The organism is Liquorilactobacillus mali KCTC 3596 = DSM 20444 (assembly GCF_000260415.1).
Lineage (GTDB): Bacteria > Bacillota > Bacilli > Lactobacillales > Lactobacillaceae > Liquorilactobacillus > Liquorilactobacillus mali.
In genome coordinates, this window is record NZ_BACP01000093.1 from 1 (window position 1) to 487 (window position 487).

At 37.0% G+C, this 487-nt stretch carries 1 protein-coding gene; it reads left to right on the forward strand.

Annotated features, from left to right (window positions below):
- Positions 1-472, forward strand: a 472-nt coding sequence (locus GSM_RS13615; RefSeq protein ID WP_010078426.1) for a transposase, incomplete at its 5' end; no start/stop codon positions are given.
- Positions 473-487 lie beyond the last annotated feature (15 nt).

Genomic DNA, 487 nt, shown 5'->3' on the forward strand with positions numbered 1-487 from the left:
CAATGCCTCGGAAGTAGCTTCTAAATATGACTTACCTGGGCGTCAAGTCCGAAAATGGATTCAACTGTATAAATTAGGTGGTGTAGAAACTTTTAATCGAAAAAGACACAAGCGATATTTCTCATCAGAGTTTAAATTAGATGTGATAGACTACTACCAAACTCATGATGATTCTTTAGCCATTGTTGCTATGAAATATGATATTTTAGCCGCACAAATAAGTATTTGGCGAAAAGTGTTCATCCGTGATGGTATTATGGGCTTAAGATCTCATCCTAAAGGCAGGCCATCTAAAATGAAACGTAAGAAAAAACAAGTTCGTCAATTAGAAAAACAAAGTGAACTTGAACGTTTACGAGCGGAGCTCGTTAAGAAGAAGCAGGAACTCTACAATACGAAATTGGAGAACGATATTCTAAAAAAATCAATGACCCTGTTCGGACCTTCAAAGGACGTCAAAAAACACAAATAGTGGATCAGATCAGGG